This is a genomic window from Geminocystis sp. GBBB08 (assembly GCF_016743215.1).
In the GTDB taxonomy this organism is placed as follows: Bacteria; Cyanobacteriota; Cyanobacteriia; order Cyanobacteriales; family Cyanobacteriaceae; genus Geminocystis.
Genome location: NZ_VRZC01000020.1, coordinates 1 through 22,101 on the forward strand (window position 1 = coordinate 1; position 22,101 = coordinate 22,101).

Annotated in this window: 24 protein-coding genes and 2 pseudogenes; 15 read left to right on the plus strand and 11 right to left on the minus strand. The window is 32.7% G+C overall.

Annotation, left to right across the window (positions count from 1 at the left end; all coding sequences use genetic code 11):
* On the minus strand, positions 1–1,276 hold a 1,276-nt coding region (gene pntA / locus FWJ34_RS04345; protein WP_308254105.1), incomplete at its 3' end, for a Re/Si-specific NAD(P)(+) transhydrogenase subunit alpha.
* A 275-nt stretch (positions 1,277–1,551) separates the two neighbouring features.
* On the opposite strand from pntA, the gene FWJ34_RS04350 reads away from it, so the two are divergent.
* The 3 genes and pseudogenes from FWJ34_RS04350 (at position 1,552) to FWJ34_RS04360 (ending at position 6,049) form a co-directional block, all read left to right on the plus strand.
* Positions 1,552–5,328, plus strand: a complete 3,777-nt coding sequence (locus FWJ34_RS04350) for an Eco57I restriction-modification methylase domain-containing protein (RefSeq protein WP_308254106.1) — start codon at positions 1,552–1,554, stop codon at positions 5,326–5,328.
* Positions 5,329–5,651: 323 nt separating this feature from the next.
* Positions 5,652–5,822 (plus strand): annotated as a pseudogene (locus FWJ34_RS04355) (type II toxin-antitoxin system HicA family toxin).
* A gap of 17 nt (positions 5,823–5,839) precedes the next feature.
* Positions 5,840–6,049, plus strand: a complete 210-nt coding sequence (locus FWJ34_RS04360) for a type II toxin-antitoxin system HicB family antitoxin (protein ID WP_308254132.1) — start codon at positions 5,840–5,842, stop codon at positions 6,047–6,049.
* 78 nt (positions 6,050–6,127) lie between these two features.
* Here the strand turns inward: FWJ34_RS04360 and FWJ34_RS04365 are convergent, their stop codons facing one another.
* Together FWJ34_RS04365 and FWJ34_RS04370 are read right to left on the minus strand one after the other, a co-directional pair.
* On the minus strand, positions 6,128–6,325 hold the full coding sequence (locus tag FWJ34_RS04365; protein WP_308254107.1) for a hypothetical protein: 198 nt from the start codon (positions 6,323–6,325) through the stop codon (positions 6,128–6,130).
* Between the two features lie 19 nt (positions 6,326–6,344).
* Entirely contained in the window at positions 6,345–6,797 is a 453-nt protein-coding gene (locus tag FWJ34_RS04370; protein ID WP_308254108.1) for a PIN domain-containing protein, read from the minus strand.
* A gap of 206 nt (positions 6,798–7,003) precedes the next feature.
* On the opposite strand from FWJ34_RS04370, the gene FWJ34_RS04375 reads away from it, so the two are divergent.
* The 3 genes and pseudogenes from FWJ34_RS04375 to FWJ34_RS04385 all read left to right on the plus strand — a co-directional run bounded on the left by FWJ34_RS04375 (position 7,004) and on the right by FWJ34_RS04385 (position 9,437).
* The gene (locus FWJ34_RS04375) at positions 7,004–7,531 is read left to right on the plus strand and encodes a DUF192 domain-containing protein (protein ID WP_308254109.1); all 528 of its coding nucleotides are present in this window, start codon (positions 7,004–7,006) and stop codon (positions 7,529–7,531) included.
* 720 nt (positions 7,532–8,251) lie between these two features.
* On the plus strand, positions 8,252–8,443 hold the full coding sequence (locus tag FWJ34_RS04380; protein ID WP_308254110.1) for a DUF2949 domain-containing protein: 192 nt from the start codon (positions 8,252–8,254) through the stop codon (positions 8,441–8,443).
* Positions 8,444–8,609: 166 nt separating this feature from the next.
* A pseudogene (locus FWJ34_RS04385) lies at positions 8,610–9,437 on the plus strand (TlyA family RNA methyltransferase).
* Positions 9,438–9,493: 56 nt separating this feature from the next.
* Here FWJ34_RS04385 and FWJ34_RS04390 read toward each other — a convergent pair.
* Complete coding sequence (locus FWJ34_RS04390) at positions 9,494–9,892, minus strand: FHA domain-containing protein (RefSeq protein WP_308254133.1); 399 nt, start codon at positions 9,890–9,892, stop codon at positions 9,494–9,496.
* 243 nt (positions 9,893–10,135) lie between these two features.
* Positions 10,136–10,411: a photosystem I reaction center subunit PsaK gene (psaK, locus tag FWJ34_RS04395; RefSeq protein ID WP_308254111.1), complete on the minus strand. Its 276-nt coding sequence runs from the start codon at positions 10,409–10,411 to the stop codon at positions 10,136–10,138.
* A gap of 138 nt (positions 10,412–10,549) precedes the next feature.
* On the opposite strand from psaK, the gene FWJ34_RS04400 reads away from it, so the two are divergent.
* Positions 10,550–11,173, plus strand: a complete 624-nt coding sequence (locus FWJ34_RS04400) for a phosphoribosylanthranilate isomerase (RefSeq protein ID WP_308254112.1) — start codon at positions 10,550–10,552, stop codon at positions 11,171–11,173.
* A gap of 220 nt (positions 11,174–11,393) precedes the next feature.
* Here FWJ34_RS04400 and FWJ34_RS04405 read toward each other — a convergent pair whose 3' ends face one another.
* Positions 11,394–11,807 carry a DUF3750 domain-containing protein gene (locus FWJ34_RS04405; protein ID WP_308254113.1) on the minus strand — a complete coding sequence of 138 codons (414 nt, stop codon included), beginning with the start codon at positions 11,805–11,807 and terminating at the stop codon, positions 11,394–11,396.
* A 197-nt stretch (positions 11,808–12,004) separates the two neighbouring features.
* Between FWJ34_RS04405 and FWJ34_RS04410 the strand changes: the two genes are divergently transcribed.
* Positions 12,005–12,535: a M23 family metallopeptidase gene (locus tag FWJ34_RS04410; protein ID WP_308254114.1), complete on the plus strand. Its 531-nt coding sequence runs from the start codon at positions 12,005–12,007 to the stop codon at positions 12,533–12,535.
* Here the strand turns inward: FWJ34_RS04410 and FWJ34_RS04415 are convergent.
* The 5 genes from FWJ34_RS04415 to FWJ34_RS04435 all read right to left on the minus strand — a co-directional run bounded on the left by FWJ34_RS04415 (position 12,532) and on the right by FWJ34_RS04435 (position 16,156).
* A complete protein-coding gene (locus tag FWJ34_RS04415) occupies positions 12,532–13,014 on the minus strand; it encodes a CRR6 family NdhI maturation factor (RefSeq protein WP_308254115.1) in 483 nt (160 codons plus the stop codon). The two genes, FWJ34_RS04410 and FWJ34_RS04415, sit on opposite strands and share 4 nt — an antisense overlap.
* 68 nt (positions 13,015–13,082) lie before the next feature.
* Positions 13,083–13,763: a GUN4 N-terminal ARM-like repeat domain-containing protein gene (locus FWJ34_RS04420; protein ID WP_308254116.1), complete on the minus strand. Its 681-nt coding sequence runs from the start codon at positions 13,761–13,763 to the stop codon at positions 13,083–13,085.
* Positions 13,764–14,059: 296 nt separating this feature from the next.
* The gene (locus FWJ34_RS04425; protein WP_308254117.1) at positions 14,060–14,818 is read right to left on the minus strand and encodes a TIGR00297 family protein; all 759 of its coding nucleotides are present in this window, start codon (positions 14,816–14,818) and stop codon (positions 14,060–14,062) included.
* 49 nt (positions 14,819–14,867) lie between these two features.
* Positions 14,868–15,413 carry an adenylyl-sulfate kinase gene (cysC, locus tag FWJ34_RS04430; protein WP_308254118.1) on the minus strand — a complete coding sequence of 182 codons (546 nt, stop codon included), beginning with the start codon at positions 15,411–15,413 and terminating at the stop codon, positions 14,868–14,870.
* 89 nt (positions 15,414–15,502) lie between these two features.
* Complete coding sequence (locus FWJ34_RS04435) at positions 15,503–16,156, minus strand: beta-carotene isomerase domain-containing protein (protein WP_308254119.1); 654 nt, start codon at positions 16,154–16,156, stop codon at positions 15,503–15,505.
* 229 nt (positions 16,157–16,385) lie between these two features.
* Between FWJ34_RS04435 and sppA the strand changes: the two genes are divergently transcribed.
* From sppA to FWJ34_RS04470, 7 genes are all read left to right on the plus strand, one after another.
* Positions 16,386–17,207: a signal peptide peptidase SppA gene (gene sppA / locus FWJ34_RS04440; protein WP_308254120.1), complete on the plus strand. Its 822-nt coding sequence runs from the start codon at positions 16,386–16,388 to the stop codon at positions 17,205–17,207.
* Between the two features lie 6 nt (positions 17,208–17,213).
* On the plus strand, positions 17,214–17,648 hold the full coding sequence (aroH, locus tag FWJ34_RS04445) for a chorismate mutase (protein WP_308254121.1): 435 nt from the start codon (positions 17,214–17,216) through the stop codon (positions 17,646–17,648).
* 276 nt (positions 17,649–17,924) lie between these two features.
* On the plus strand, positions 17,925–18,134 hold the full coding sequence (locus FWJ34_RS04450) for a CopG family transcriptional regulator (protein WP_308254122.1): 210 nt from the start codon (positions 17,925–17,927) through the stop codon (positions 18,132–18,134).
* Positions 18,121–18,459: a type II toxin-antitoxin system PemK/MazF family toxin gene (locus tag FWJ34_RS04455; RefSeq protein WP_308254134.1), complete on the plus strand. Its 339-nt coding sequence runs from the start codon at positions 18,121–18,123 to the stop codon at positions 18,457–18,459. Before FWJ34_RS04450 ends, FWJ34_RS04455 begins: the two co-directional genes overlap by 14 nt.
* Positions 18,460–18,612: 153 nt before the next feature.
* On the plus strand, positions 18,613–19,560 hold the full coding sequence (locus tag FWJ34_RS04460) for a cytochrome c oxidase subunit II (RefSeq protein ID WP_308254123.1): 948 nt from the start codon (positions 18,613–18,615) through the stop codon (positions 19,558–19,560).
* A 120-nt stretch (positions 19,561–19,680) separates the two neighbouring features.
* Complete coding sequence (gene ctaD / locus FWJ34_RS04465) at positions 19,681–21,333, plus strand: cytochrome c oxidase subunit I (RefSeq protein ID WP_308254124.1); 1,653 nt, start codon at positions 19,681–19,683, stop codon at positions 21,331–21,333.
* A gap of 143 nt (positions 21,334–21,476) precedes the next feature.
* A complete protein-coding gene (locus FWJ34_RS04470) occupies positions 21,477–22,097 on the plus strand; it encodes a heme-copper oxidase subunit III (RefSeq protein ID WP_396231657.1) in 621 nt (206 codons plus the stop codon).
* The last annotated feature ends 4 nt before the right edge of the window (positions 22,098–22,101 follow it).

A 22,101-nucleotide genomic window follows, 5' to 3' on the forward strand; every position in this document is an offset into this window, starting at 1 on the left:
CTAAAATTGTCCACAACAAACCGCTATTGCTTTTTTTCTCCTGTTTACTCTCAGAAGTAACGATTTTCGCCTCTGGTTTAATGGTAGCAGTAGAAGAAGGTTGAGCAATTTTTGGAGGTGGAAAAGTCACATCCCCTTGATAGGTAACTAATGCACCTCTAATTACCTCATCTTCAAGGTTAACAGTAAAATTTTCATTACCACCCATATCCTTAAGTAAATGCCATAGGTTAGTACCATAGAGTTGACTCGATTGACTAGCCATGCGACTAGGTAAATCTGTTAAACCGATGATAGTTACACCATGATATTGATAAACTTCGTCAGGTTTTGTAACTTCACTGTTACCCCCTTGTTCGGCCGCCAAATCAACGATAACACTACCTTGACGCATACTACGCACCATCTCTTCCGTGATTAGTTTTGGTGCAGGTTTACCCGGAATGAGGGCAGTCGTGATAATAATATCAACTTCTTGAGCTTGTTCAGCAAATAAAGCCATTTCTGCATCGATAAATTCCTTACTCATGGTTTTCGCATAACCGCCTTCTCCTGAGCCATCTTCCGCAAATTCTAACTCTAAAAATTCACCGCCTAAACTCTCAATTTGCTCTTTTACTACCAATCTAGTATCAAATGCCCTTACTATAGCACCCAAACTTTTAGCGGTGCCAATAGCTGCTAATCCGGCAACCCCTGCACCTATAACTAAAACCTTTGCTGGAGGCACTTTTCCCGCTGCCGTAATTTGCCCCGTAAAAAATCTGCCAAAATTGTTAGCCGCTTCGATTACAGCCCGATAACCTGCTATATTTGCCATGCTAGATAAAGCATCTAATTTTTGTGCCCGACTGATTCTAGGCACAGCATCCATAGCAAATACAGTGGCTTTTTTCTCTGATAACTCTTTTAACAATTCAGGATTTTGGGCGGGATAGATAAAGCTTATCAGGGTTTTTCCTTCCGTCAAAAGGTTAACTTCTTCTGGTTGAGGAGGGCGCACTTTCAGTAGAATGTCAGCTTCCTGCCATAATTGTTCTCTATTATGAATAATTTTACATCCGACTTGCTCATAAGCTCGATCACTAAAACTAGCTTTTTCTCCAGCTTGAGTCTCAATTAAGACGGTAAAACCGAGTTTTTGCAATTTTGTCGCTGTATCCGGAGTTGCTGAAACTCGACATTCGTTAGGATAAATTTCTCTAGGAATCCCTATCTTTAATGATGATGTTATGGTGGAATTTTCTTGTTTTTCCTTGGTGAGGGTTGCTGTCATGATTTTTCTTTGATAATTTTTGATGTTTGTTTTTTTTCGCTTTCGTTGCAAAGGCGCAAAGGTTTATCTGGTTATTCACCTTTATTCTTGCATAGTAAGATCATTTTCCTTTTTTGGAACGTAATTTAAACTTCTTTTAGTAATTCAGTCTATTTTTTTACAATTCTTTACCTCACTATATAAAATTATAGGTTAAGACAGGGTATCAGGTATCAGGTACTATTACATAGATATTGACGATAATTTGAAAATTCACCCATAAATCCCCTCCCAATATGTCTTATCAAACTATCCTCAACAGTTTAAATCTTGCTTATTATAAATTAAAAGTTTGGCGATCGCACTTTACCATCTTTAAGGATAATTTAGACAAGTTATTAGTAAAAACTTTAGCTCAAATTGATCAATCTGAGGAGTTTCATAAAACCAATTTAAGAGATTTTCTTAAGGATACTTTTTATCAAGATAATCACTATATTAATATCAAAGATAAAAATGATTTAGTTATCTATCATGGTAAAAATACTGATAGTAAAGTCGGCGTTATTATAGAAACCAAAAGCCCTAGTAATCACCCAGAAATGTTAACTTTTAATCAATTTAATAATAAGGCTTTACAACAATTATTATTTTATTATTTACAAGAAAGAATTATTAACAAAAATTTTGAATTAACGCAACTAATTGTTACAAATATTTATGATTGGTTCATTTTTCCAGCTAGTTTATTTGAAAAGTTATTTTATCACGATAAATCTTTAGTTAAGCAGTTTAATGATTTTCAAGAAAAAAAGTTAACTAGCCATAAGACTGACTTTTTTTACAAAGAAATTGCTGATTCTGCTATTGAGAAAGTTGAAACAGAATTAAAAAATGAGGTAGTTTATTTTAATCTCCTTGACTATCACAATAAGCAAGATTCTGAGTTAGTTTTACTCTATAAATTTTTATCTCCTCAACACCTATTAAATTTATCCTTTACTAATGATAGTAACAGTTTAGATCAAGGTTTTTATAACGAGTTACTACACATTATCGGTTTAACAGAAGTTAAAGACAAAAGTAAAAAATTAATCCAAAGATTACCGCTTAACAAGCTTTATCAGGGTTCACTTTTAGAAAATACTATCACACAATTAGATACTTATAATAAGTTAGATAATGTTCTTAATTTAACTGACTATGGAGATAACAAACAAGAACAATTATTTCATACTGCCTTAGAATTAGTTATTACATGGATTAATCGCATTCTATTTTTAAAACTATTAGAGGCACAATTAATTAACTATAATCAACAAGATAACAATTTCGCTTTTTTAAATGGCGATCGCCTCAAGAGTTATAATGATTTAGATTTGCTATTTTTTCAAGTCTTAGCAAAAAAAGATGAAGAAAGAAACCGTGATATTCAAGAAAAATTTTATCATGTACCTTACCTCAATAGTTCTTTATTTGAAGTAACAATTTTAGAAAATCAAACTATTCCGATAGGTAGCTTAAATTTCAGTTACGAATTACCTTTTTATAACACAACTATTTTAAAAGACTATCAAGGAAAAAGAAAAATAGGAGAGTTAAACACTTTACATTATTTATTCGATTTTTTATCAGCTTATGACTTTAGTAGTGACACTTCTGAAGCGATTCAAGAAGAAAATAAAACCCTTATCAATGCTTCAGTTTTAGGCTTAATTTTTGAAAAGATTAACGGTTATCAAGATGGCTCATTTTTTACCCCGGGATTTATTACTATGTATATGTGTCGGGAGACTATTCACCGTGCAGTTATTCACAAATTTAATGATATTAAAGGATGGCATTATCAAAATATTGACGAGTTATCTAATCATATTGAAGACATAAAAGAAGCTAACTCTATCATTAATAATCTCAAAATTTGTGATCCTGCTGTAGGCTCAGGACATTTTTTAGTGTCAGCTTTAAATCAAATTATTGCCTTAAAAAGTTATCTGAATATTTTACTAGATAGAAACGGTAATAAAATAAAAAAAATTGATTACACTATCAAGGTTATTAACGATGAATTAATTATCACCGACGAGAATAATAAACTATTTACTTATAATCCTAAAAATTCAGAAAGTCAACGAATTCAAGAGACTCTTTTTCACGAAAAACAAATTATCATTGAAAACTGCTTATTCGGTGTTGACATTAATCTTAATTCTGTGAAAATTTGTCGTCTTCGTCTATGGATTGAGTTATTAAAAAATGCCTATTATCAAAAAGAAAATTCTCTCCCTTTAACAAGAGGGGTTAATCCTTCAAAATTAGAAACTTTACCTAATATCGATATTAATATTAAGTGTGGTAATAGTTTGATTAGTCGTTTTGATTTAGAAGAATTACTTTTATCTCCGAAAATTAAGCAACAAATAGCAGATTTTAAACAAGCTGTTAACATTTATCGCAATCCTCAAAGTAAGACACACAAAAAGGAAGCTATCAAAAAAATTGAGGAAGTTAAACAGAGTTTTAAAACTGCTTTGACTGGTAATGATGACGATGATAAAAAGTTACGCAGTTTGCAAGGAGAGTTAACTCTTCTTTTAAGTCAAACTTCTTTATTTGAGGAAACAGTTAAGGAGAAAAAAGCGAAGGAAAAGAAACAAAAACAGTTAGAAAAAGAAATTCATTTACTCACTGCCAAAATTGACGATAAGAAAAATAACTGTATTTATCATCATAGTTTTGAATGGCGTTTTGAATTTCCAGAGGTGTTAGATAATGAGGGTAATTTTATCGGCTTTGATATAATCATTGGCAATCCTCCTTATATTCGTCAAGAAGAATTTTCTGCTATAAAACCTTTCCTTCAACAAAAGTTTGTTATTTATAATTCCATTGCCGATTTATTAACTTATTTTGTGGAATTGGCTTATAACATTCTCAAAGATGATGGTATTTTTCAATTTATCATCTCCAATAAGTTTACTAGGGCTAATTATGGCAAACAAATGCGGAAATTTTTGTTAGAGAAGACGACTTTAACTCACTTTATCGACTTTAGCGGTTTATCGGTTTTTGATGAGGCAACTGTGGATTCCGCCATTCTTGGTTATCAGAAAACAAACCAGTCTTCTTCCTGTCTAATTTATGGTGATGTCAAGAAAGAGTCGGTAAGAATTAATGATTTTTCTAATTACTTAAGGGAAATTTCGACTAATTTTCTACAAGCTGATTTAACAGAAAATAGTTGGAGTTTTGAAAATCCACAGGTATTAAAAATTAAGCAGAAAATTGAATCTCAAGGCATCCCTTTAAAACAATGGAATATTAGCATATCCAGAGGAATTTTAACTGGTTATAATCAAGCCTTTGTTATTGATGGTAAAACTAGACAAGATTTAATTAATCAAGATAGTAAATCTGCTGAAATTATTAAACCTCTTTTACGAGGGCGTGATATTCACAAATATTATCCTAATTTTCAAGATTTATGGTTAATCAATCTCCATAATGGCTATGAAGTCAATCACCAAAAAATTCCTGCTTTAAAAATAGAAGATTATCCTGCTATTAAACAACATCTCGATCGATTTTACCCTCAATTAGAAAAAAGAACTGATAAAGGTAAAACTCCTTATAATTTAAGAAATTGTGCCTATCTTCCTGATTTTGAAAAGCCTAAAATTATTTATAAAGATATTGCCCAAAAACTTACTTTTACATTAGATACATTATCTTTTTATACTAACAACACTAATTATATTATCGTGGGAGATTTTGATTTATCATATTTAACGGCAACTTTGAATAGTAAATTATTTGATTTTTATTATCGACTGATTTCTACTCAATTAGGCACTTCGGCGGTAAGATTATTCACTCAATTTGTCGACAAAATACCAATTAAACAAGTTACTGAAAAGGAAGAAAAACCATTTCAAAAATTAGTTATAGAAATCATGAAATTAAAAAAAGAAAACCCCGATAATGACACATCACCCTTAGAGAGAGAAATAGATTTATTAGTCTATCAATTATATGGCTTAACAGAGAAAGAAATTAAGCTAGTTGAAGAGTAATAATTACCCTAATCTCCTTTGAAAATAGGAAATAACCATGAAATACCTAGCGAGTCACAACCATATCTAATAACTTAACTATGAAATACCTAGGGAGTCACAACCATATCTAATAACTTAACCATGAAATACCTAGCGAGTCACAACCATATCTAATAACTTAACCATGAAATACCTAGCGAGTCACAACCATATTTAATAACTTAACTATGAAATACCTAGCGAGTCACAATCATACTTTTCTTAAAGATTAATGATAATAATATTCTACAATCAAAGATAAATGATCAAAAAAGAGATTTTCCTCCATGAAAGTCAAAAAAATGATTAAAATTATTAAACATGATGGTTGGTATTTAGTCAGAATCAGAGGTAGTCATCGATAATATAAACACGATTTGAAAACAGGATTGGTAACAATACCGGGTAAATTATCCGATGATTTAGCACAAGGTACAGCTAATAGTATCTTAAAACAAGCACAATTAAAATGAAGTTAAGGAATTTTATTATGCGTTATGCTATTGTTATTGAAAAAGCAGAATCTAATTATTCCGCTTATGTGCCTGATTTGCCCGGATGTGTGGCAACGGGTAATACTATTGATGAGGTAAAATCAGAAATTACTGAGGCGATTGCCTTTCACTTAGAAGGGTTACAAGAAGAAGGCTTACCTATTCCCTTACCTTTATCTTTAACTGATTATGTTGACGCTAGTTAATTTTTATTTATTTTCTAACTTAACCATGACATCCCTAGCGAGTCACAACTATGTTTTAAGTTAAAAAATTGTTATTTTCTAATTTTCTTCTTTTCTAAGTTGTTTAACATCTTCCCAAAATTGCTGTCTCGTAATATTTTGTAAAGACTTTTGACGTTCTTTTGTATAATCACCAAAACCCCATCCCATCTCCTGTAAAAATTTCAGTGTCTCAAATTGTCCTAATTCTTTGACTAATACTTGATAACCTTTTTCTTTTAATTCCATTGGTGTCATTATTTTTATCTCCGTTTAATCAAAAATCATTCATTAACCAAGATACAGGATTTTCTTCTCTTATTTTTAATACTTTACTATATCTAACTGCTTTCTTTAAAAATCGATCATCTGTAGTTAATAATATATCGACTTTAGCATATTCTGCACAGGCAATATGAAAAGAATCATAAATCCCAAAACCTAATTTTTTTATCTCTTGTGAACGTTCATCTATTTCTTGATTTAATCTTACTTTAAACTTCGCTATTTTTAATAACTTTTTAATTTCTTTTAATTTATCAAGATTAGTCATTCTTTTTAATTCAGCTTCGATAGCTTCACTATTTATTAATTGATAATTTGATAAACTAAACTTTTTAAAAATTTCAATAATTGCTTCACCTTCTAAACAGTTTCTATCTTGTTTCCAGTCATCAAAAGGGCGATTTAAACAACAAACATCGAGATAAATTAGATATTGTTTATTCATTTTTTTCCTTAAATCATGAAATACCTAACGAGTCACAACTATATTTTCAAACTCAATTTTGAAACACCCAGCGACTCACAACTATGTTTTAATTGAACAAATTGTCATCGGTTAATTTTCCGTTTTTTAAACAATTCTTTACTGAATTTTATCGTTTAATTGTGTGTTATCTTTTAGATTCAAACTCTTAACTATTTTTCCTCATTATGAAATTCTTAAAAAATTATCCTTTAATTATTACCCTTAGTTTTCTCCTTCTTGGTTGTGATTTTGAATCTTCTTCTATATCTACCAATGAGAAAAATAATTCTCTCAAAATTACTCCTGTTGAAAATACTTCTTTAGCTCAAAATTTACCTATTGGTGCTAAATTATTGGTTAACAATGAAGTTATTGAGTTAGAAATCGCACAAACTCCTCAACAACAATCTATTGGCTTAATGTATCGTGATTCTCTTTCCCCCAATCATGGTATGTTATTCCCTTTTAATCCCCCCCAAACTGTCAGTTTTTGGATGAAAAATGTCTCTATTCCTCTTGATATGATTTTTATCTCTGAAGGTATTGTGAAGCACATTGCTAACGCATCTCCTTGTAAAAGTGAGGCTTGTCCTCTTTATAATTCAAACGTACCGATTGATCAAGTCATTGAATTGGCAGAAAATAGAGCAAAAGAACTAAATATCAAAATTGGCGATCACATAAATATCAAAATGTTGGATGTCAAAAAATAATTAAAATTATTAACCCATAATTAGATTAAAAGATGTATAATATTTTACTTAAACATTCTCATCGGCTAGTTACGATTACCACGAGATTCTATTTAGGAAAAAGTTGCCTAGTCTATTTCTTACAAAAAGAAACATGAACTCTTAGATAGAAATTTTCAATGTACATCTTTAAACCTACTTTTTGAGCATAATTGAAAAAAATATATAGGGTATATTAGTTAGTCTTACCAAAGTAGAACTTTTATTCTCGTATAATAATGATCCATTTTCAACAAAAAAGAAGTTTAGCAATAATTTCTGATGATTTAAAAAGTGATCATCCTCAAAATATCAAAAATAAATCCATAAAGATGTAGATATTTAAGCTAAGTTATTTTCGTCTTAAAAATACGTTAAAACCTATGCTTATAAAAGTTAGACAAAAACAAAATTGATAATTTATCTTAGTTTAGCTAGAAATTAAATATAGTGAGAGAAAAGATAATATTATTCAATAAATATCAAATTAGTCAAGAAATTGTCACTGTAAATAAGTTGTTATCAATCAATATTCTCGTTTAATTATTTATTCTCATTCATTTTTTTGATATTAGCTTGTTTTTTATTTTCTTCAATTTATTTCTTACAAAAAACAATTTTTATTTTTTCGACAACAAACAAAATTTTATAAACTTTTTAAATCAACTTATTCACAATTTTATAAAAAAAAATAAATATATTATGCCAACTATGACTTATAACCGTTTTATCAAATTTTTACAAGAAGAAATCAATTTACCTAAAGATTCTATCGCTATTGCACAACGTTCAGTGGATCAAAATTTAGGTTTAATGCCGATGGTTTTATGGCAATATGGATTAATAACTATTGAACAATTAGATCGTATTTATGATTGGTTAGAAACCTGTTAATTGTGATGGGGTAGATAAAAGTTAAAATTTGTTTAACCCTTACAAAGTAATAGTCAAAGTAGAGGCAGCCATCCCTTTGCCAAACCATTAACACTATTTATTCCTTATTCCCTACCCTCATCAACTTTTTGACGCACCCCTAAATAACCTTCAGGAGTAACTACCTTTGGCAAAAGAAAGATTAGATATATTATTGACTGAGAAACAATTCTGTGAGACTAGGGCAATCGCACAAAAAATGATTAGGGCGGGAAAAGTCCGAGTTAAACAGCAAATTGTCGATAAACCAAGCACTTTAGTTGATGTAGAAAGTTTGCTTGAAGTGGAAGCAGAACCTCTTTTTGTCTCTAGGGGAGGGGAAAAATTAGTTAAAGCCTTAGAAGAATTTAAGATAAATGTAGAGGGGAGAATTTGCTTAGATGGGGGTATTTCTACTGGAGGATTTACTGATTGTCTTTTTCAAAAGGGAGCAAAAAAAGTTTATGGTATAGATGTAGGATATGGACAAGTAGCGTGGAAAATTCGACAGGATAAGCGCTTAATTTTATTAGAAAGAACTAATTTTCGTCATGTTACCATTGAAAAACTATATCAAGGAGAACAATTAGCGGATTTAGGAGTGATGGATTTATCTTTTATTTCGTTGACAAAAGTATTAGCTAAATTATGGGAATTATTAACTTTCCCTAGAGACATAATTTTATTAGTAAAACCGCAGTTTGAAGTAGGTAAAAATAAAGTAGGGAAAAATGGAGTTGTTAGAGATTCAAAGATTCAAGCCGAAGCCATTAATCAAGTATTAACAGAAGCAATGACACTAGGTTGGCAATATCAAAGTTTAACATGGTCTCCTATAACTGGTCCGGCGGGAAATATTGAATAACTAATGTGGTTAAGAGAAAATGAAGGAAATCAATGCCCCAGTTTAAAGATAATTGAGGATTTAACACAAGAAAGCCATAAACAATTAACAAAGACAAATGGTAAAGAATAAAGAGGGCTAGTAAATATTTTTTCACCTCATCTCCTTTTCACCTCATCTCCTATACATTAATTCATCACAGTGTCTTTAGAAATGTCTCTGCTAGTAAGGGGTTGGTTTTTGGGTTTATTAGATTCTTGGGTATTATTACTTTCTCCCTCTCCTACTAAAGTAATCTTAATTTTAGGACCAGAACTAGCTAAACGTATTACCATACCGTCTTTTACTAAAACTTTATTAATTTTTTTACCATTAATAAAAGTACCATTTGAGCCTAAATTTACCAATGCCCAATCATTTCCTCTGGGGCGAATTTCTAAATGATGACGAGATACTACTGCACTGTACAGAACTACCTCATTATCATTAGCTCTACCAATTCTAATTACCGAATTTGGCTCAAAATTCCATTTTTGAACTGCAATTGATTTGAGAGGATGTAAGAGAGTTAAGGTAATCACCGACATTTCATCTGAGTAAAGATTGTTACTTTTGTTATAAGTCAAAAAAGATTGTTGACAAGTTTGACTCGACACACTCTCATATTTTACATGATTTAGTTCATCGTTGATACTTGTTAGCAACAGAATATAATAGAATTCCTCTGAATTTTAGCTGTCAGGTTTTAGGTTTCAAGCTATAAGTTTTATATATTACTCCCTAAGGGTTGAATAACGTTCAACCCCCACAAATTCCTCATTCCTCATTAATTATAAAAGTCCTGCGTTAGATAATCCTAAGACAAAACCAGCACCTAAAATATGCCCAAAACTGAGAGTAGCTAATAATTCTGGTAAGCCAAATTTTTTCCATAAAGCTGGTTTATCTACGGGTAAATCAGGACCTATTCCAGCTTTTTGAATGGCAACTCGTCCGATAAATACGGCGACTAAGTTTGCTGAAATCATTACTAATGCTACGTTTAAATTCCATTGTACTGTCTGAGGAATATTCCCTAAAAGATTTGATAATACTAAAAAATTCATAATTTTAATCTAATTTGATTTATGTTAACTATTTTTGTTATGTTAATAGTTATAGTGCCTTTTCTGTTAATTTTCTTAAGATTTATTCATTATTTTTATTATTAACTTTTATTACTAAAAATTGACTTTTTATAAAATATGCGCATCAAAATATGTGGTATTACTACCTTAGAACAAGCTTTGGCGATCTCCAATTTAGGAGCGGATACTCTGGGATTTGTTTGTGTAGAAAAATCTCCTAGATATATAAACAATGAAATCATCACAAATATAATTAAACAATTACCGAAAGAGATAAGTAAGATTGGGGTATTTGTCAATGAAAAAATAGATAATATAGTAAAAACAGTAGAAGAAACAGGTTTAACAGGAATACAATTACACGGAGGAGAAAATCCGGCTATTTGCCATCAATTAAGAGAATTTTTGCCTGATAGAGAAATTATCAAAGCCTTTCGTTATCAAAATTTAGAATTTTTAGCTTTATTAGATAATTATTTACCTGTCATTGATACTATTTTATTAGACGCTTATGAAGAAGGTGTTTACGGTGGTACTGGAAAAACGTTAAATTGGTTACAATTAGCTGATTTTCGTCCTCATCGCCCATGGTTATTAGCTGGGGGAATTAATCCAGAGAATGTGCTAAATGCCTTAAAAATAGTAAAATGTGACGGAGTAGATTCTTCTAGTTGGTGCGAAATTAGTGCGGGGAATAAAGATTTAGAAAAAGTTAGACAATTATTTCAACAATTAAACTAGTTAAAAAGTTGCCCTATCGTTTAGACTTAGTAAGTACCCATGGAAAATTAATTGTATAGAGGCAATGGGTTTAAACCGATTGTTACCATAGCTTTGAGAAAAATAAAATACACAATTAATTTTACTCACTCACTTATTCTGTATATTAGGATTCAAAAAAAATTGTTTTTTAAAACTGCATTCAAATCCTAAAATTCAACACCCTCCTAAACTAAAAGTTTCAGAATTTACCTTGAAAATAATTTTTGCCCCATCCGCGCCTTTCTAAACTGTAAGGAATATTTGCTTGATTAAGAACCCATTGAACATAAGTGTTACTGTTAGGCCCGGGATAATAACGATAAAGATAATTATAAGGATATTTTGTCGGACTTTCTCGAATAATCTTGGTTAGTATTTCGGCATCTTTCCCTTGCCATTGAGTTTCTAACCAACATTCACCGTTACCAACTCCTTGAGTAACTCCCATGAGATTTTGATGTAAATGCCCCCAACTTGTGGTTACTAAATGTTTACTTTGCCAAATCTCCCAACGTTCACTATAATTGTCATCAACAATAACAAACCAATAATGTACAGCGATTAAACCCAAATAAGGAATTTTCGCTACCCTCAAATCACATTTTAAGGTCATAAAAAGGAAATAATCATGTAGAATAAAGTCCGTACTTATTTTTACCAATAAGTTTTATAACAATTGTAACTGATTAACACTCGTGAGGAGTAATGTTTAACCTGATAAAAGTAGTAACCAGATCGACGAAAGGATCATTAAACCTTAGACAATATTTACATTCATCGGGTTTATTGATCAGTACTGTAACTCTTATTATGAGTAATAGTTTAATTGCTGTCAAATCTAAATTAGTTCAAGCACAAACTATTCCAGTAACTGCGTCTTGGCGACAAGCATCTTTTCCCCTAGAGAATTTTCAGGCTTATACCTCTGGTTATGGCTATAGAGTGCATCCCATTAGTGGTTACACTAAGTTTCATCAAGGTTTAGATTTAGCGGCTCCTTTAGGTAGTTATGTTCGTAGTTGGTGGAGTGGTCAAGTTGTCGCCCTCTCAGATCATACTGGGTGCGGTACAATGATTACAATTCAATCGGGAAAATGGACACATATCTATTGTCACTTAATGGGTTCGGTTGAAAATACACCTAAAGGTACAGTTTTAGTTGATCGTAGTGGTGGAATTGTATTGTGGTTAGGACAAAATGTTCCAGCAGGGGCAAGAATTGCTAGAGTAGGTATGACAGGTAGAACTACGGGCCCTCATTTACATTGGGAATTAAAATACAATGGTAATCATCTTGATCCGGCTGATGTGTTACGTCAAATGTTTGCTGAGAGAACTTAATTTGATGATAAAAGTTCAAAAAAACTATCATCTAAATCATAACCAAAAATTTGTGCCATTGCTTTTAATCGAGAATTACCCTTAATATTTTGTTGTTTTAACCAACGATGAAGGGTAAAAGTTTTGCTGATAATAAAAATATCTAAAGCCTCAGAATTATATTGTATCCCTTCACTGCGATTAAAACTATGAGGTACAAGCATCGCTGTATATCTAGCCAATTCACCATCTCGCCAATTAAGACAAAAAAGTAACCAAGGGTAATAACTATCTAAAGCAATAAACCATAATCTTATTTCTGAAACTTCAGATAGTTCACGAGGATCTGTTTCTTCTCTGGGATAATTGATCTTAAAAACTATTTGTTGTTCTAATGTCAAAATTTCTTCCCGTTTTTCTAACTCTTCAACAACTATCTTGACAGGAGATAAATCTAGTTTATGAATGTGATTTTGATCAATATTTATATTAATAGTCATAATAATTAGAAATTTAGAATTTAGAATATTGATTTTTGTCCGTTATTTATTACTTATTAATTTATTCCTTAATTCCATGCTGGATGAGACAGTAAAGCATCCATAACTCTAACACCACGCAATTGATTTGATAAGGGTAAATGCCCTGTTGGAGCTGTTAAATCCCATATAAATTCTTGGGGATATTTTGTCCATTTATTAGCAGTTTTCCATTTTAATTTTTCCCATAATTGTCCATAATCTTTTCCTAAAGATAACCACATTTGACGCTGTATTTTATAACCGAATTTTCCTTCAGAATAAACTTGCCAAAGTAAATCAATTAATTGTAAATCTTCCTTGGGAAATTTATCTACTTCAGTAAAATAAACCCATTTTCTTTGAATGGCTTTTTCTCCGGCTATTTCACATAATTTTACTCTGGTTAATATGTCTGCTTCTTGATATTTTTGATTAATTAATAGTTGTTGTAAATCTTTATAGTCAATATTTCTTTCTGATGTTAATTTAACAATTCCTTGAGGAAAATATAGGTTAATAAATTTTTGATCTTCTGGATTATTACTTTGTTTTAATAATTGATAAATTTTACCAGTTATGGGAGCGGCTTGATGTTTATTATTAAATAAAAACTCTCTTAAAAATTGGTATCCATCTTCACCTTTTTTAATTAATTCAGTAACAAGGGATAATTTATTTTTTTCTGATGTTTGCTTAAATTTTTCTTTGAGAATTTCTAAATCATTCATTTTTTATTAAAGTTATAGTTATTTATTCTAGTTGTTTTTTAGATAAAATTTAGTTTAATAATTAATTTATAGCAATTTTCACATAACCGAGGTAGGGGCAAGGGGCGATCATCCCATTGTTAGCAAGATTTATAGAGACCTCACCATAATGAAAAACGCTATAGTAAAGATTACTATATAACAATCCTAAATCATTCGTAAAGAATTAAAGATTAAAAAATAAATCTGTAAATCTTACTATACCTTAAAGCTGACTGCTGAAAGCTGATAGCTAACACCTCTTTAAATCTCATAACTCACATAGTGATTGCTATATAAGTGCATAAAATAGCAACTATTGCCCCTATAAGAGTATTTAAAACATTGACTATTTCATTGGTTAACCAGTCAAATTTAGTTTGTAAAGTTGCCCCAATAACACTTTCTAAATTAGTGGCAATCAAAGCTGATATTAAGCAAATAATTACACCTATACCGTTAATCATGCTGATACTATAACTTAACAAGGCGATCGCCATACTAGCAAAAATACCAGCTATTGTACCTTCAAGACTTACTGCTCCTTCCGTGCCTCTAGCAACAGGTTGAAAAGTGGTAATCAAAAAAGTATTTTTCCCGTAGGCTTTCCCGATTTCACTAGCACAGGTATCTGATAATTTCGTAGCAAAACTAGCCACATAACCAATTAAAAAAAACTGCTGCCAAGAGGGTGGTGCAAAAACATAACCTAAAGCACATATTGTGGCAATTAAGGCACTTCCCCAGACATTTTCAGGGCCACGAACACCAGAGCGTTTTTCGGCGATGCCTTCGGCTTCTTTTTGCTTAATTCCAACTTTGGTAATTGCTGAGCCTACTAAAAAATAAAACATTACTACCAAATAACCTTGCCACTGTAAACATCCCCACACAATCACTCCCAAAACCCAAGCATGAAGATAACCCATAAAAGTTAATAATTTTTTGGGAGAAATTAAAGCGATAATGATGAGAATAGTATTTAAAATGGTGGCAATTAACCAAGAATTTGACCAATCAAAATTAAGGTTTATCATAATTATTTGGTAAATTGAAAAGATGTTTTTTAAAGAAATAAATCTTGGATTAGACAACTACAAGATTAGATAAATAACCGAGTTTTTCTAATCCTTGTAGTACTTTATTTACGCTTTCGTTTAATTCTTCTAAATCAGTATGGCATTCGATTTCAGGGTTAAGAGGTGCTTCATAAGGATCGCTTACTCCTGTAAACATTTTGATTTCACCACTACGAGCTTTTTTATATAAACCTTTTACATCTCTATCTTCACACACGGATAAAGGAGCGTTAACGAAAACTTCAACAAAATTACCGATTTTTTCTCTGACTTCTTCTCTGATAGCACGATAAGGAGAAATAGCGGAGACAATAACGATAACACCGTTACGAGTAAGTAAATTAGAAACAAAACCGATACGGCGAATATTTTCGTCTCTATCTTCTTTACTGAAACCTAATCCTTTAGTTAAGTTTGTGCGTACTATATCACCGTCTAATACTTCTAATTTGTAGCCTTGCTGTTTTAATTTTATTGCTACTTGTTCACTAATAGTGGTTTTTCCTGCACCGCTTAAGCCTGTAAACCAAATGGTTACGCCTTTTTGTTCCATGATATTAATTATAGTGATTAATTATAGGATTGAGTATCCCTAAAGTATTTTACAAGCGTAAGAGGCAATTAACAATCAGTCATTCCTAATTATTGATAAATTTTAGGGCAAGGTTGAACAGAATTGATAGATGTAGGGCAGTAAGTTTTGAGACAAGGTTGATAACTAGCTTTTTCAGTTTCGAAAGGAGGGGGATATTTACCGAAAACCATCTCACAACTAAAATCATCAAAATCAGGAGTCATAGTTAGAGGAATACCAAAAGATTCGGTGAAAAATTTTTGAGTGGGCATTTTACACATATTGATACACATTCCGACGCAACCGCTTTCTTCAAGATAACGACATTTTTTGATTTTAACCGCACTTTTTTGCTTAATAATTTGATTATTTTGATCAATTATTTCCACTTCTTGAATTTCAGATTTTCCTACTAACCATTGAAATAAAACCGTAGCAAACCAAGCATTAGATTCACATACCCATTTTGTGGGGGAAGAGAAGGTACGAATTAGAAATAGAATAGGAGAAGGCACTAAAGATTTTAAGACTACTTCTACTAATTCTTGTTGTTGTTGGGGATTACGCCCTTTCATTATTTGTTGTGATAAATCAACAAAACCATCATAACCTTTAAATTTACTGGTTTTTTGTACTGCTTTCGCCATTTTTCGAGAAAATAAAGCAATAAATATTCGATCAATTAAGTTATCTTTATATATAGTTTTTTCACTAATATTCATAAATTAATAGTTAATATAGCAATCCTAAATCATTCGTGAAGAATTAAAGATTAAAAAATAAATCTGTAAATCTTACTTACTATACCTTAAAGCTGATAGCTGATAGCTGATAGTTAATAGCTGATAATTTAATTCCTGATTCCTGATTCCTCATTCTTTATTGTTGTTATAATGTTATGCTGATTTAATCTCAAAACGTACATATTATCTTAATATATAAATATATCTAATGATTTGGCCTCTTAAACCATCATCTAAAAAACAAATTGCCCGAATTGAAATTAATGGTGCGATCGCATCTCAAACCCGTGAACAAGTATTAGAGGCATTAGAGGAGGTAGAAGAAAAAAAATACCCTGCCTTATTGTTGCGCATTGATTCCCCGGGGGGTACAGTAGCCGATTCTCAAGAAATTTATTCTGCTTTAAAAAAATTAGGGGAAAAAATTAAAATAGTTGCTAGTTTTGGCAATATTTCTGCTTCTGGAGGAGTTTATGTGGGAGTTGGAGCAAATCACATTGTTTCTAATCCGGGTACAATTACAGGCAGTGTTGGGGTAATTATTAGAGGAAATAACTTACAAAAATTATTAGATAAAGTGGGAGTTTCCTTTAAAGTGATCAAATCTGGACCTTATAAGGATATTTTATCATTTGATCGAGATTTGACCAATGAAGAAGAAAGTATTTTACAAAAATTAATTGATAGTACATATCAACAATTTGTAGAAACCATTGCCGAAGCAAGAAAATTGAGTATTGAAACCGTGAAAAGTTTTGCGGATGGACGTATTTTTAGTGGTCAACAGGCTTTAGAATTAGGATTAGTGGATCGTTTAGGTAGTGAAAAAGATGCTTTTCGTTGGGCTTGTGAATTAGTTAAACTTGATCCTGATAAAACCGAATGTCAGACTATAGAACAACCGAAATCTTTTGTAAATCGTTTTCTAAATAACCGTAGTCAGGTAAAATCAGGGGTAGGATCTGCCATGAATTGGTTAGAATTTGAATTGGCTACCAGTGGGCAACCTTTATGGTTATATCGTCCTTAATTTATCATGGAAAATTTGCAATTTACTGGGGAGATGAGTAAAAATTTGACGACAAAAGTACGGGCAATTCGAGGCGCTACTACCGCAGAAGCGAATACGAAAGAAGCCATGAGAGAGGCTGTTTGTGAGTTATTGACTGACATTGAAACCCGTAACCAATTAGATTATGATGATGTTGTTAGCGTTATTTTTACTGTCACCCCCGATTTAGATGCAGTTTTTCCGGCTGCGATCGCGAGAGAACGCCCTCACTGGACAAATATACCGTTATTAGATATACAACAGATGCAAGTAAGAGGCAGTTTAGATAAATGTATTCGAGTCTTAATCTATGTCAATAGCGAAAAACCGCAATCACAAATGTATCATTCTTATCTGAGAAAAGCAGAAAAATTGCGTCCTGACTTGACTCTAACCCACGCTTTTTTGAGTAAGGAGTAAGGGGAATTACTTTGTCATTGACGCTAAATTTTGACAATAAATAAAAAAGTGGGCAATTACCCACTCTAGTATCTACTTAGTACTAATGTATTGATACAAGGTCTCAGTCTGAGAAAAATGTAGTAAATATAATTATAAAAACACTTTATTGTGATCTGAAAAGACGATCGCCAAGTGAGATAGAACGATCAATCAATATTGAGTATGATAAAAAAGTGTTAGGATTAAGTGGTAATAATTTTATTTACTTTTAGATAAGTTATGACGGCAAGAAAAATGTCGGTGTCCATTTCTGAGGATTTGGTGGTATTTATCGACAGTTATAAAAATAGTAAGGGGAGTAAATCGTCTTCACAGGTAGTAGAGGAGGCGTTAATGTTACTGCGGGAGCAAGACTTGGAAAATGCGTACAGGGAAGCTGACAAGGAGATTGAGTGTGATTGGGAGGTGGTAGCAGGAGACGGTTTAGGTGATGAAACGTGGTGATATATTCTATGCTAATCTTAGTCTTACCATTGGCTCAGAGGTGGCTAAAACTCGCCCTGTGTTAATCGTCAGCAATGATATTAATAATCGGGTGGCTTCCACTGTAACGGTGTTACCCATAACTTCTAAGGTGACGAAAGTTTATCCTTTTGAGGTGTTTATTAGTAGGGCGGATTCGGGTTTACCTCAAGACTCGAAGATTCAAGCTCAACAAGTTAGGACTATTTCTAAAGAAAGGTTACTAGGGGATGTTGTAGGTAGTCTCTCTGGGGAGATGATGAATTTGGTTAATCTGGCTCTTAATTTACATCTGGGGTTTAAGTGACTTGAATGTGAGTTTAAGTTAACTTCTTAAGAATCCTCGTGGAAGACAGCCCGATAGAGTGTCATCAATTCCTGAAAAGATTGCAACATCTAGGAAAATATATCTTATCCTAAAAGAGAGAAGTTTAATTATCTATCGATAGGATTAGTAACAGTGAATATTCCGGGTAATATTATCACACTGATAGCAGGTATTTTACTAACGCTGATCAGTTTGTGGTATGGACAAAATCATGGTTTAATGCCAGTAGAAGCCTCTCAAGGTGCGGCGGAAGTAGATGAGTTATTCAACTTGATGATGACGATCGCCACTGGATTATTCTTAATAGTAGAAGGAGTTTTAGTCTATTGTCTGATTAAATTTAGACGAAAAAAAGGGGATAAAACAGACGGACCTGGTGTTGAAGGGAATGTACCGTTAGAGATAGTGTGGACTGCTATTCCCACGGTTATTGTTTTTATTTTGGCACTTTATAGCTTTGAAGTTTATAACAATATGGGAGGTTTAGATCCTGAAACTTCGAGAGATTTTCCTCAAGGGGAAATGCAGATGGCGGAAAATAAAGGAAAAATGGTTGCTTTTAACCCTCATCAAGGGCATTTATCTTTAGGTATCGGCAACGCTAAAGCTGATTTAGAAGTAGATGTTAATGGTATTCAATACGCATGGATTTTTACTTATCCTGACTCTGGTGTAGTTTCGGGAGAACTTCATGTACCTGTAAATAAACAAGTGAAACTTAACATGAAAGCTGGGGATGTCATTCATGCTTTTTGGGTACCTCAACTGAGGTTAAAACAGGATGTATTACCGGGTAGAGATTCTAATTTAGCATTTAATGCCAATAGGATAGGGAATTATCCGATTGTTTGTGCTGAGTTATGTGGTGCTTATCATGGGGGAATGAAAACAACCCTTTATGTAGAAAGTGAAGAAGATTACCAAAAATGGATACAAGAAAACACTTTTGCTAACGCCCAAGAAAAAGCGGATACAATGGCGTTGATGACACAATCGATGACAGGGGAAAAACGATTAGAAATGCACTCCCACCATTTAGGGGTAACACCTGAAACCCTTGCACAATTGCATAATAATTAAAATGTGAAGAATGCGAAGGAGAATAGATAACTTACCTGTAACCCTTTGCGTCTTTGCGTCTTTGCGTGAGACAAATCAAATCTTTGAATCCACATCAATAAATTTTTTAATCAACCCTTTATGGCAACAAACACAGTTTCGGAAAAACCTCAACACAAACAGAGGAAATTAATTGATTACTTTACCTTTAATACTGATCATAAAGTAATAGGTATCCAGTATTTAGTAACATCTTTTTTGTTTTACTTTATCGGGGGTGCGTTTGCGGAAGTGGTACGCACAGAATTAGCAACTCCAGATCCCGATATTGTTTCACCAGAGTTATACAACCAACTATTTACCCTTCACGGTACAATTATGATCTTTTTATGGATTGTACCGGCGGGGGCTGCATTTGCCAATTATCTTATTCCTTTGATGATTGGTGCTGAAGATATGGCTTTTCCCCGTTTAAATGCCGTTGCTTTTTGGATGGCACCACCGGGAGGAGTTTTATTATTAGGTAGTTTTTTAGTAGGTGCGCCACAATCTGGTTGGACATCTTATCCTCCTTTAAGTTTAATGACTGGTAAATGGGGTGAAGAATTTTGGATTTTAAGCCTTTTATTATTAGGCACATCTTCCATTTTAGGGGCGATAAATTTCGCTACCACTATTCTTAAAATGCGGATTAAAGATATGGATTTGTACAGTATGCCCTTATTTTGTTGGGCGATGTTGGCAACTTCGGCTTTGATTCTTCTTTCAACTCCCGTATTAGCAGGAGCGTTAATTTTACTTTCCTTCGACTTAATTGCCGGAACAAGTTTCTTTAATCCTACAGGTGGTGGTGATCCTGTGGTTTATCAACATCTATTTTGGTTTTATTCACATCCGGCGGTATATATTATGATTCTGCCGTTTTTTGGGGTAATTTCCGAAGTAATTCCAGTACATTCTCGTAAACCTATTTTTGGTTATCGGGCCATCGCCTATTCTAGTTTAGCCATTACTTTTTTAGGATTGATTGTATGGGCACATCATATGTTTACCAGTGGTACACCAGGATGGTTACGGATGTTTTTCATGGCTACAACAATGTTGATTGCCGTGCCAACAGGAATTAAAATTTTTAGTTGGTGTGCGACTATGTGGGGCGGCAAAATTGAACTTAATACTCCCATGTTGTTTGCTATGGGTTTTGTGTCATCTTTCCTTATCGGCGGTTTTACAAGGGGAATGATTTCTTTTTTACCTTTTGATATTTACGTCCATGATACTTATTTTATTGTAGGTCATTTTCACTATGTATTGTTTGGTGGTTCGGCATTAGCTCTATTTTCGGGCTTTTATCACTGGTATCCGAAGATGACGGGGAAAAACTACCACGAAGGTTTAGGGCAATTACATTTTATCTTAACTTTCATCGGTTTAAACATCACCTTTATGCCTATGCACCAATTAGGCTTAATGGGGATGAATCGCCGTGTGGCTTTATACGATGTGGAATTTCAGCCTCTGAATTTATTAAGTACTGCTGGTGCGTACGTTATGGCAGTATCAACAATTCCTTTTATAATTAATGTGATTTGGAGTTTAGCAAAGGGCACACAAGCCGAGCGCAATCCTTGGAGGGCGTTAACCCTTGAGTGGCAAACAGCTTCACCCCCTATCATCGAAAATTTTGAAGAAGAACCAATTTTATGGAGTGGTCCTTATGACTATGGTGTTGACGATGAAGAGCAAGAGGAAGAAAGTGTTGCCGATATGTTAGCAGATGTCAGCGCTAAGTAGAATGTGTTACTCTCTCGCTAACACACTATAACCATTGTAAAAAGTTGGGTTACGTTATCACTAATTCCGGCTACTTCAATTGTGGAATTACGTTATCACTAACCCAACCTACTTTTAATTTATTCGATTATTACTGTAATATTATGCAAAGTTCAGCTATTGATTCCCAAGTTACTATCGGTTACGAAGAAAAAGCCGAATTTCATCATCATGGACATCCAGATCATCGGATGTTTGGTTTAGTATTGTTTCTTATCGCTGAAAGTATGATCTTTTTTGGTCTTTTCAGTGCTTACATGATTTATTATGCTACTGTGCCTGAGTGGCCTATGGGTGACATCGAATTAGAGTTACTTTTACCCGGCATTAATAGTGTTATCCTGATTTCTAGTAGTTTTGTTATGCACAAAGGGCAAAGTTGTATTAGAAATAATGATGTCAAGGGTTTACAACTTTGGTTTACTATTACTGCGATTATGGGTGCTATTTTCTTGGGTGGGCAACTCTATGAATATGCCCATACTGGTTTTGGTTTAACAGATAATCTCTTTACCAGTTGTTTTTATGTGTTAACTGGTTTTCACGGTTTACACGTCACCGCAGGTTTATTGTTCATTTTAGCAGTACTTTGGCGATCGAGAAAAGAAGGACATTATTCTGCTAGTAAACATTTCGGTGTGGAAGCATCAGAATTATATTGGCACTTTGTGGATGTAATTTGGATTATTTTATTTGTTTTGGTATATTTATTACCTTTACAATAATGAT